Source organism: Pedobacter psychrotolerans (assembly GCF_004340665.1).
Taxonomy (GTDB): Bacteria; Bacteroidota; Bacteroidia; order Sphingobacteriales; family Sphingobacteriaceae; genus Pedobacter; species Pedobacter psychrotolerans.
The window spans coordinates 47,967-59,518 of record NZ_SLWO01000013.1; the positions used below are offsets into that span (position 1 = coordinate 47,967).

Annotated in this window: 6 protein-coding genes; 5 read left to right on the top strand and 1 reads right to left on the bottom strand. The window is 40.9% G+C overall.

Annotated features, from left to right (window positions below; genetic code table 11):
- Positions 1 to 468: 468 nt before the first annotated feature.
- Positions 469 to 1,065 (bottom strand): TetR family transcriptional regulator, encoded by a 597-nt coding sequence (locus tag EV200_RS21520; protein WP_132536514.1) that lies wholly within the window; start codon positions 1,063 to 1,065, stop codon positions 469 to 471.
- A 136-nt stretch (positions 1,066 to 1,201) separates the two neighbouring features.
- Here EV200_RS21520 and EV200_RS21525 point away from each other — a divergent pair, with 136 nt between their 5' ends.
- From EV200_RS21525 to EV200_RS21545, 5 genes are read left to right on the top strand one after another with little or no spacing between them, the layout of a single operon-like run.
- Complete coding sequence (locus EV200_RS21525) at positions 1,202 to 4,438, top strand: SusC/RagA family TonB-linked outer membrane protein (protein WP_132536516.1); 3,237 nt, start codon at positions 1,202 to 1,204, stop codon at positions 4,436 to 4,438.
- 11 nt (positions 4,439 to 4,449) lie between these two features.
- Positions 4,450 to 6,249, top strand: coding sequence for a RagB/SusD family nutrient uptake outer membrane protein (locus EV200_RS21530; protein ID WP_132536518.1), 1,800 nt, complete (start codon positions 4,450 to 4,452; stop codon positions 6,247 to 6,249).
- Between the two features lie 17 nt (positions 6,250 to 6,266).
- Positions 6,267 to 7,502: an alkaline phosphatase family protein gene (locus tag EV200_RS21535; RefSeq protein ID WP_132536520.1), complete on the top strand. Its 1,236-nt coding sequence runs from the start codon at positions 6,267 to 6,269 to the stop codon at positions 7,500 to 7,502.
- Positions 7,503 to 7,528: 26 nt separating this feature from the next.
- Positions 7,529 to 7,783 (top strand): CBU_0592 family membrane protein, encoded by a 255-nt coding sequence (locus EV200_RS21540; RefSeq protein ID WP_132536522.1) that lies wholly within the window; start codon positions 7,529 to 7,531, stop codon positions 7,781 to 7,783.
- Positions 7,783 to 8,679, top strand: coding sequence for a metallophosphoesterase family protein (locus EV200_RS21545; protein WP_208864595.1), 897 nt, complete (start codon positions 7,783 to 7,785; stop codon positions 8,677 to 8,679). Before EV200_RS21540 ends, EV200_RS21545 begins: the two co-directional genes overlap by 1 nt.
- Positions 8,680 to 11,552: the final 2,873 nt, after the last annotated feature.

Consider the following 11,552-nt stretch of genomic DNA (forward strand, 5'->3'; position numbering starts at 1 on the left):
CTGCGAAAATTCAACCACCCCACCTTTCAGGCACCCCTCCTTAAAAAAAGGAGGGGAGTAGCGATCGCCATAACCTATCGGTCGGTGTCTCACCGACCGAAATTAGCTTTAGCTTCGATAAATATTTTTTCATCGCCCTTTTCCTTTCAGGGGAAAGGTGCCGCTAGGCAGATAGGGCTTTACGTCTTTACATATTTTTCTGTCATTCAGAGCGCAGCGAAGAATCCCTGCGTTTCTAACCACTTCCATCTGCCATGACCCAACTCTTTTCAATCTTCCAGCTTCGAAAATTCAACCACCCCGCCTTTCAGGCACACCTCCTTAAAAAAGGAGGGGAGTAGCGATCGCCTTAACCTATCGGTCGGTGTCTCACCGACCGAAATTAATATTTTTCATCGCCCTTTCCTTTTCAGGGGAAAGGTGCCGACAGGCGGATAGGGGTTAATTTACTCCAAGCCTCACCTTTGCTTATAAAGAAAGACCTAATACTTTAAAAGCCTCGCGTTTGTATCTATCCAGATGTTTGATGTATAATTCCTGATCATCAATCATACTAAGATAATAATAGGCACCATCAGAAATAACAAAGATGATGTCAGCCGCTTCCTCCGCATCTTGAATGACAATCATTTTTTGATCAATGCAATCCTGGATTAATTTTTCAAGCCATTTTCTTAACAACACATGTAATTCACGAAAATGCGTTCTGATTTTCTCATTCCTGAAAGTAAGGGCATAGCAGTTGTAAAAAATACTATCATCTACATAAACATCCCATTTACGTGAAAAAATATTATTAAGAACAGACGTTAATTTAACCAGCGGATCATCAAGCTTAAGCTTGATATCGTAAATATTTTGATAACTGGTGATAATCAGATCAATAAGGCCAAACAACATTTCTTCCTTATTTGCAAAATAATGAACAATTAAACTTTGGTTCATGTCAAGCTCTTTAGCAATTTTTCCGAAAGAAATGTTTTCAATTCCCTCCCGCTTTGCCATATCATAAAAGGCTTGTATGATTTTTTTTTGCTGACTTTCCTTCAAACTTTTTCTACCCATAAGAACCTTAAAATTATAAATATTTCGCGAAGAAACAGTTTTAAAAATAGATATACTGATCGTTCAGTTTATTTAATAGTGATTTCATCATGCCTTAACATGCCGATAGTTCCTTTGCAACATAAATCAAACAAACATGAAAAAATTTTACTTATCTCTATTCGTATGTTTTTTACTTGGTTCAGCTCAGGTTTTTGCACAGCAAAAAATAAGTGGAACCGTGAAAGACGACCTTGGCGAAACGCTGGTTGGCGCTTCCATACAAGAAAAAGGTAAACCAAATGGTGCGCAAACAGATGTAGATGGACACTATTCCCTAACGGTAAGTAATCCCGATGCTGTTCTTGTTTTTACCTTTATTGGTTACATTAAACAAGAAGTTGCAATTGGTAACCGTAAAGCTGTTGATGTCATTTTAAAGAAAGATGATGCCGATCTCAGCGAAGTGGTTGTGGTGGGTTACGGAACCCAGAAAAAGGTAAATCTTTCTGGTGCTGTAGATCAGGTGAATGCGAAAACATTGGCCAGTAGGCCAATTGCAAATGTGGCTCAAGGTTTACAAGGATTAGTACCCAACCTCAATATTGATTTTGGTTCGGGAGCACCAGGTGCGGTGGCAAAAATTAATATACGTGGTATTACCTCGATTAATGGAGGAGACCCACTGATACTGATTGACAATGTACCTTCTGACGCGGCAGAACTAAATCGTTTAGCTACACAGGATATTGAGAATATTTCGGTAATTAAAGATGCATCTGCCTCTGCAATTTATGGTGCAAGGGCAGCATTTGGTGTAATTTTAATCAAAACCAAAACCGGTACCCAGGAAGGCGTAACCGTGAGTTACAGTAATTTTGTATCCTTAAATAAGCCTACTGTTATTCCTGATAAAGTTACCGACCCCTATATTTACTCGAGGCTTTTAGAACTTTCTACCAATAACACACCATGGGATAACGTGAATTATAGTGATCAATATTACCAGTACGCCAAAGAACGTTCAGATAATCCTAATATTCCAGGTGTACGGATTAACCCCACTGATAATAAACTTTGGGAGTATATGGGTAATCAAGATTGGACACGCTACTTTATGAATGATCAGACCTATTCTAATGATCATGCATTATCTGTAAGCGGAAAATCTGAAAAGGCACAATATTACGTTTCCGGAAACTACAACAAGCAAAACGGAATGCTGAAAATTGCTGATGATTATTTTGATCGCTACAATTTGCGTAGTAAAGTAAATTTTCAGATAGCACCCTGGTTAAGTTTGGGTAACAATACTTTTCTTACCGCTACCCGAAGAGAAAACCCCAGCCAATATTCTATCACAGGGATCTATAATCTTTCCCCTACTGATTATGACAAAAACCCTGATGGGACATGGGCAAACAATGCTGTTGGGCGTACCGGTGCACAACTTACCAATGGAGGTAAAGCTATTGACAAGTATTTTAGCCTTCAAACGCAATTTAACGGAGAGGCTTCTTTGTTAAAAAACATGCTGAAAATCAATGCAGATTTTACCTACCGAAGAGGCGCAAACAATTACGATGAGAACACTGTACCTTATAAAATTGGTTTTGGCCCTGATGACGTAAGAGAAGAAGGGAATAGTTATGCCCGAAAGTGGACAGCCTTTGAGGATTATACGGCACTAAATACTTATGCAACCTTTAACAAGAGCTGGCAAAAGCATGATGTTACTGCCCTTGTAGGATATAATCAAGAATATTTCCGGAAAGAAGAAAACGACACCAGGCGGACCAACTTAATATCGGCATCCTATCCAACTATTGGATTGGCAACGGGCGAACTTTCTTCAGCGCAGGCCATTAATGATTGGGCAGTGCAAGGTTTTTTCTTCCGTTTAAATTATATCTATAATGACAGGTACATTTTTGAACTTAATGGCCGTTATGATGGCAGTTCAAGATTCCCTTCTGATAAACGCTGGGGCTTTTTCCCTTCTGCATCGGTGGCATGGCGTATAGATCAGGAAAAATTTATGCAAAGCTTGCGCCCTGTTGTAAGTAATTTCAAATTGCGTGCGTCATATGGTTCTTTAGGTAATCAAGCCGCTTCAAACTATGGTTACATTTCTACCTTCAACCCTTCACGCTCTGACTATCTAATCGGAGGAAATCTTCCGCTTACGGTTTCAACACCAGGTTTGGTTAGTCCGGATTATACCTGGGAAAAAGTAAATACCGCAAACCTTGGAACAGACATAGGTTTATTCAATAACAAAGTCAACCTTACATTTGATATATACGAGCGTAATACAAAAGGCATGCTTGCCAACGGACGTGATCTGCCTGATGTATTGGGTGCAACAGAACCACGCGAAAATGCTGCTGACTTGCGTAACCGCGGATGGGAATTATCGTTAGCCTACCAAACAAGCTTTAAAACGGCTAAAGATCCCATTAACTTTAATGCCAGGTTCTCGCTATCAGATAGCCGCTCGGTGATTACCAGATTTGAAAATCCCAATCAAAGTTTAACACAGTACCGTGAAGGAATGGAACTTGGAGAGATTTGGGGCTTGCAGAGTAATGGATTGTTTCAAAACCAGGCCGAAATTGATGCCTTAGATCAGTCTTCGATTATTCCATGGGGAGCACTTTCCATTGTACCTGGATGGCCAAAGTTTGTCGATCAGGATGGAAACGGGAAAATTGAAACAGGTTTAACCGCTGATGCCGCTAAAGATTTATCAGTTATTGGAAATTCAGCCCCTAGATTTCGTTTCGGATTAGACCTTAACGCCAGCTGGAAAGGATTTGATGTGAGGGCATTTTTTCAAGGTGTTGCTAAACGTGATTATTATCCGCTCGATTACCTTTACTGGGGTTTCTATCAGCAACCATATGCCGGGGGTTATGTACACTTACTTGATTTTTATCGCCCTAATACCGATAGTCCAACTGATATGGCCAAGCACTCGCAGTCTTATATCAATGCAGGTTTAGCCAATCAAAATCTTGATGCTAAATACCCGATATTACAATCATGGCTGGCCGATGTGAACTTAGGTACGAACATTCGCGATGCTAAAGGATTAGCTATTCCGCAAACAGGCTATATGCTTAATGGTTCATACTTACGTTTAAAAAACGTAACCATTGGTTATACCATTCCTGCTTCTATTACCAAAAAATGGCACATTTCAAACTTAAGATTTTATGTAAGCGGAGAGAATATTTACGAATGGTCTGCACTTAAAAAGTTTTATGATCCCGAATCCATCAACGTAAATGATGTGCTCAATCCTCAGGCAACAAACACTGACCGTACCGGAAATGGCTATGCGTATCCATGGCAAAGAAGATTCTCAGTTGGTTTAAATCTTAATTTCTAACATAAAGCAAAATGAAAAACTTTAATAAATATATTGTTGGTGTTGCTTTGGCCACACTAAGCTTAAGTGCCTGCAAAAAAGATTTTTTAGATAGGCAACCTCAAACTTCCATCGGTAGTGATAATTTTTTTAATAATGAACAAGATCTAAAGCTTTACATCAATAATATGTACAACTTTGCCGGAGTTGGTATATTTAATGATGATAGAGCAACAGATAATGCTGCAACTACGGGTAATGTAGAAATCAAAACCATGATGGTGGGCAACCCTGGGCCATCCACAATAACCAGCGGATGGGACTGGGAACAGCTTCGCAGTGCAAATTACTTTCTCGATAATTTTAGAAAAGCCCCCCTCAATGCTGAAGTGTTAAATCATTATGAAGGCTTGGCAAGGTTTTTTAGGGCACAGTTTTATGCGGCTAAAGTAAAACGATATTCAGATGTTCCATTTTATGATAAAACAATTGGTACGAATGATAATGACTTGTTAATGAAAGGTCGCGATCCTCGGGCAACTGTGGTTGATAAGATTATGGAAGATTATGCTTTTGCAGCACAAAATGTGAGAGAAACTGCCGAAACAGGCGCTATAAACCGTGCCATAGTAAAGGCATATAGAGCAAAATTTGCACTATATGAAGGTACTTACAGACGGTACCATAGCGAATTAAATCTGGCCAGCACTGCGCCACAGTTTCTCCAGGTAGCCAGAGATGTATCAAATGAAATAATTACAAGTGCTAAATACAGACTTTACAGTACCGGTAATCCAACTCAGGATTATCTAAATTTATTCATCCAGCCCAGCTTAATCAATAATCCCGAAATTTTGCTTGCTGTATATAATGAAAGTGGAATTCGCAACAGCGGTTGGAGCGAGACCGTTTTTGGCAATTATGAAGTTTCTCCTGCTAAAGATTTACTTCAGGATTATTTGATGAAAGATGGAACGTATTACACAAACCAACCGGGTTATGCTACCTTTTCGTTTGTTCAAGAGTTTCAAGATCGCGATCCAAGGTTAAGCCAAACTTATGCATATCCAGGTTTCAATCTGGCCAATGTTCGCACCTACTCTCAGGGTGGTGGTATATATGTACAACAACTGGCCAAAAACTTTAGTGGTTATCACCAGGTGAAAGGTTTTGTTAACGATCCGGCAACGGCGGCCATGCAAACAGTAGATGTTCCAATATTACGATATGCAGAAATACTATTAACATTTGCAGAATCAAAAGCAGAGCTGGGCGATCTTACCCAGTCAGACCTTGATCAGAGCATCAATTTAATCCGCACGCGTGCAGGCATGCCGGCTATGTCTTTAAATCCAACCATTGATCCGGTTCAAAACGCTCGTTATCCCAATGTTTCAGGCCCGCAAAAAGCTGCTTTATTAGAAATACGTAGAGAACGCCGAATTGAATTGGCATTGGAAGGTTACCGGTTTGAAGATTTAATGCGTTGGAATGCAGGTAAGTTGCTGGAAAAGGAGCAAGAAGGTATTTATTTTTCTGGTTTGGGCAAACACGACTTAACGGGAGATAATATTCCGGATATTATTTTACTGGCCAATAATGAATCTATTCCGGCCGTTAAAGAAAAAAATTCATTGGGTAAAGATTTTATATATTACCGTACAGGAGCCATTGGGCAAGATGCGGGCGTATTTTTGAAAAACGGAACCTCTGGTACAGTACAAACCATTGCAGATAATGGTATCTTTTTAGAACCAAAATATTATTATCGCCCGGTTCCTCAAAGTCAGGTGCTGCTGAACCCTAATCTTAAACAAATATTCGGTTGGTAAACTATTGATCATAAAACATGAGAAAATTATTTTTATTGGCACTTTTTGCCAGCATAGCATTAACTGTAAGTGCGCAAAAAAAGAAAGCGGTATTCATTATCATTGATGGGGTAAGTAAAGATGTTATAGAAAAATTAGCAACGCCTAACCTCCATGCCATTGCTAAAGAAGGGGCGCTGATTAGCGCTTACCAGGGCGGAGAACGTGGAGAGTACAATCAAACGCCAACCATTTCTGCCCCAGGTTACAATAATGTGCTGACGGGGGTTTGGTTTAATAAACACAATGTTCCAGATAATGGTATTAAGGCCCCTAACTATCATTATCCAACCATATTTAGATTCTTCAAAAGCCAATATCCAGAAAAAAAGATCGGTATTTTTTCCAGTTGGGAAGATAACAGGACTAAACTGGTGGGTGATGGTTTGCAACAAACCGATAATATTAAGGTAGATTATAAGTTTGATGGTTTAGAGCTTGATACCATCAAATATCCGCATGATAAGGCCAGGGAGTTTATGGCAAAAATAGATCAGGCCGTAACCGATGAAGCCGCTCGCTGTATCAAAGAAAATGCACCCGATTTATCATGGGTTTATTTAGAATTTACGGATGATATGGGACATGCCTTTGGGGATAGCAAAAAATATGATGATGCCGTTATGGCTGCCGACCAGCGTATAGGTGAAATTTGGGCCGCTGTGAAGCAACGCGAAAAACAGTTTAAAGAAGACTGGGTGATCATTGTTACTACAGATCATGGTCGTGATCCTAAAACCGGTCGTGGTCATGGTGGCCAGTCTGATCGTGAGCGCTCCTCATGGATTGTTACTAACGCTAAGCCTTTAAATGTCTATGCTCAAAAAGGTAAAGCAAGCGTAGTAGATATTCTTCCAACGCTGGCAAAACACCTGGGTGTGCAGTTTTCAGCTGCGCAAAAACGCGAACTTGATGGAGTAAGTTTGTTAGGAAGTGTTTCAGTTTATAATGTTGAAGCAAAGCATACTGAAGAAAAGGTTGCTTTAAAATGGATGAGTGGAGATGGTAAAGGAATGGCAAAAATATCTATTGCCACTGCCAATAATTACAAACAAACCGGTAAAGCAGATGTATACAGTTTAGTGGCTGAAGTACCAGTGAGTAAAGGCAGCTTCGAGGTTGATTTAACTAAATTTCCTAAATCGGAAATTTATAAAATCATAATAGAAGGAGAACACAACACCGTAAACCGTTGGATCGTTAATAAAAAATAATTTACTAAGCAATGCATCAATTTGTTATGGATTTAATATTTAATACCCTTGGCTGGATTGGTGCCTTGCTTTTCTTATTTTCTTATTTCTTGCTCATTACCAAGAAATGGCTGGCCACATCATTCGCCTTCCATTTATGTAATATCATTGGAGGCATATTTTTAAGTATGAGTACATTTTATGATGCCTCCTATCCTGCAACATTCGTTAACCTGGTATGGGCACTTATTGCCGCTTACGGGATGTATAACGATCAGTACAAAAAAAATAAACTTGATTGATGATGAAAAGGAGAGGTTTTGTAAAGAACTCATTAGCCTTGGGGCTAGGTGGCGTGGTTTCAAAAGTGAATTTGGAGGATGGTAATAAAACGAAACCACTTTTAAGGATTGCACACCTTACAGATGTACATATTAAAGGCGACGATATGATACCGGCAAGAGCTGCAAATTATTTGAAAAAAGTTCTTGTTGGTGGAAATATCGACTTCATTTTAAATGGGGGAGATGCCATATTTGATGCCTCTTACGATAATGTTACCCGTGAAATGGTTACAAACCAATGGGCCATTTGGGATGATTTTATCAGTAAAACTGAACTGGAGGTATACAGTTGTATTGGCAATCACGATCCATGGTGGAAAGCTCCATCAGAAACAGATGAAATGTACGGACTTGATTATGCAGCTAAACGACTGAAAATGCCTCACCGTTACTATAGCTTTGATAAAAAAGGATGGCATTTTATTATACTGGATGGTAACCATAAAGACACCAAATTAGATGCCCCGCAGATGGAATGGTTGGAAAACGACTTGAGTAAACTCGCGGCAAATACACCAGTACTGGTGATGTCGCATTATCCTATTCTTTCTTCAACCTGCGCGTGGAGTGGCGGTCAGCATGGTGATTATAAGGAGTTAAAAGCACTTTTTTTTCAACACAGAGATAAGGTGAAAGTTTGCTTAAGTGGTCACCAGCATTTGGCAGATGAGGTGAATTACAATGGTATATCATATTTCTGCAATGGCTCACTTAGTGGCTTTTGGTGGGGCACAGGAGATAAGGAATCAGCAGGTAAATATTTTTATCAGCAAACGCCACCTGGATATGCCATTTTAAGTTTATTTCACGATGGAAGTGTCGAAAATCAGTACTTTCCATTAGAGGTGATATAAAATTCTTTTTTACCAGGCAAACTTTTAATTAACCTATCGGTCGGTGTCTTTTAGCTTCAATAAATATTTTTTCATTGCCCTTTCCCTTTTATTGGAAATGCTGCCGCTAGTTGGATAAGGTGCATTACATCTTTACATCTTGTTCTGTCATTCAGAGCGCAGCGAAGAATCCCTGCGTTTCTAACCACTTCCATCTGCCATGCCCCTAACTCTTCGAAAACTCAACCACCCCGCCTTTCAGGCATCCCTCCTTAAAAAAAGGAGGGGAGTAGCGATCGCCATAACCTATCGGTCGGTCTCACCGATTGAAATTAAGTTAAACTATCGGTTGGTGTCTCACCGACCGAAATTAAGTTTTAGCTTCAATAAATATTTTCTCTCGCCCTTTCCCTTCCAGGTGAAAGGTGCCGCTAGGCGGATAGGGGGCTCTACATCTTTACATCTTGTTCTGTCATTCAGAGCGCAGCGAAGAATCCCTGCGTTTCTCACCACTTCCATCTGCTGGGCACCAACTCTTTTTCAATCTCCAGCTGCGAAAATTGAACCACCCCGCCTTTCAGGCACCCCTCCTTAAAAAAAGGAGGGGAGTAGCGATCGCCATAACCTATCGGTCGGTGTCTCACAGTCCGAAAAATATTTTTTTCATTTCCCTTCCATTGGAAAGGTGCAGCTAGGCGGATAGGGGTTGATTTACTCCGAGGTCGTCTTCTCGACTGAAGCGCCTGCCTTTTTCAGGCAGCAGCGAAACGGAGAGATCTTTGAAATCAAAATTTATTGATAAATCTAATTTTCGAATTTCAAAGATTCCTCCGCTGCGGTCGGAATGACGAGATTTTCGAAAAAAACTGACGAAGTTCTACCACTCTCCTGTCCTTTGAAACTTCGTAAGTTAATTTTTCTCTCGCCTTTCCCTTCCATTGGAAAGGTGCCGATAGGCGGATAGGGGTTTTACATCTTTACATCTTGTTCTGTCATTCAGAGCGCAGCGAAGAATCCCTGCGTTTCTAACCACTTCCATCTGTCAGGCACCAACTCTTTTTCAATTTCCAGCTACGAAAATTCAACCACCCCGCCTTTCAGGCACCCCTCCTTAAAAAAAGGAGGGGAGTAGCGATCGCCATAACCTATCGGTCGGTGTCTCACCAATTAAACTATCGGTCGGTGTCTCACCAATTAAACTATCGGTTGGTGTCTCACCGACCGAAATTAGTTTTAGCTTCAATAAATATTTTTCTCTCGCCTTTTCCCTTTCAGGGGGAAAGGTGCCGACAGGCGGATAGGGGTTGATTTACTCCAAGGTCGTCCTCTCGACTGGAGCGCCTGCCTTTTTCAGGCAGCAGCGAAACGGAGAGATCTTTGAAATCAAAATTCATTGATAAATCTAATTTTCGAATTTCAAAGATTCCTCCACTGCGGTCGGAATGACGAGATTTTTGAAAAAAACTGACGAAGTTCTACCACCCTCCTGGCCTTTGAAACTTCGTAAGTTAATTTTTCTCTCGCCCTTTCCCTTTCAGGGGAAAGTTGCCGATAGGCGGATAGGGGCTCTACGTCTTTACATCTTGTTCTGTCATTCAGAGCGCAGCGAAGAATCACTGTGTTTCTAATCACTTCCATCTGCCAGGCTCCAACTCCTTTTCAATTTCCAGCTGCGAAAATTTAACCACCCCGCCTTTCAGGCACCCCTCCTTAAAAAAAGGAGGGGAGTAGCGATCGCCATAACCTATCTGTCGGTCTCACCGATTGAAATTAAGTTTTAGCTTCGATAAATATTTTTCTCTCGCCCTTTCCCTTTCAGGGGAAAGGTGCCGTTAGGCGGATAGGGGTTGATTTACTCCGAGCTCGTCCTCTCGACTGGAGCGCCTGCCTTTTTCAGGCAGCAGCGAAACGGAGAGATCTTTGAAATCAAAATTTATTGATAAATCTAATTTTCGAATTTCAAAGATTCCTCCACTGCGGTCGGAATGACGGGATTTTCGAAAAAAACTGACGAAGTTCTACCACTCTCCTGGCCTTTGAAACTTCGTAAGTTAATTTTCTCTCGCCCTTTCCCTTTCAGGGGAAAGTTGCCGATAGGCGGATAGGGGCTCTACGTCTTTACATCTTGTTCTGTCATTCAGAGCGCAGCGAAGAATCACTGTGTTTCTAATCACTTCCATCTGCCAGGCTCCAACTCCTTTTCAATTTCCAGCTGCGAAAATTTAACCACCCCGCCTTTCAGGCACCCCTCCTTAAAAAAAGGAGGGGAGTAGCGATCGCCATAACCTATCTGTCGGTCTCACCGATTGAAATTAAGTTTTAGCTTCGATAAATATTTTTCTCTCGCCCTTTCCCTTTCAGGGGAAAGGTGCCGTTAGGCGGATAGGGGTTGATTTACTCCGAGCTCGTCCTCTCGACTGGAGCGCCTGCCTTTTTCAGGCAGCAGCGAAACGGAGAGATCTTTGAAATCAAAATTTATTGATAAATCTAATTTTCGAATCTCAAAGATTCCTCCGCTGCGGTCGGAATGACGGGATTTTCGAAAAAAACTGACGAAGTTCTACCACCCTGCTGGCCTTTGAAACTTCGTAAGTTAATTTTTCTCTCGCCCTTTCCCTTTCAGAGAAAAGGTGCCGCTAGGCAGATAGGGCATTACGTCTTTACATCTTGTTCTGTCATTCAGAGCGCAGCGAAGAATCCCTGCGTTTCTAACCACTTCCATCTGCCGGGCACCAACTTTTTTTCAATCTCCAGCTGCGAAAACTCAACCACCCCGCCTTTCAGGCACCCCTCCTTAAAAAAGGAGGGGAATGACGATCTTTGTATCGTCCTAAAAAAAGTTTACAGTTTTAGTTTTAATCCTTTAATTGATTTACAGGATTTTTATTTTCCTG

What these genes read in the sequence shown, in the direction of transcription:
- EV200_RS21545 (WP_208864595.1), top strand. Translation starts at nt 7,783, where the DNA reads ATGATGAAAAGGAGAGGTTTTGTAAAGAACTCATTAGCCTTGGGGCTA.
- EV200_RS21540 (WP_132536522.1), top strand. Translation starts at nt 7,529, where the DNA reads ATGGATTTAATATTTAATACCCTTGGCTGGATTGGTGCCTTGCTTTTC.
- EV200_RS21525 (WP_132536516.1), top strand. Translation starts at nt 1,202, where the DNA reads ATGAAAAAATTTTACTTATCTCTATTCGTATGTTTTTTACTTGGTTCA.
- EV200_RS21520 (WP_132536514.1), bottom strand. Translation starts at nt 1,065, where the DNA reads ATGGGTAGAAAAAGTTTGAAGGAAAGTCAGCAAAAAAAAATCATACAA.
- EV200_RS21530 (WP_132536518.1), top strand. Translation starts at nt 4,450, where the DNA reads ATGAAAAACTTTAATAAATATATTGTTGGTGTTGCTTTGGCCACACTA.
- EV200_RS21535 (WP_132536520.1), top strand. Translation starts at nt 6,267, where the DNA reads ATGAGAAAATTATTTTTATTGGCACTTTTTGCCAGCATAGCATTAACT.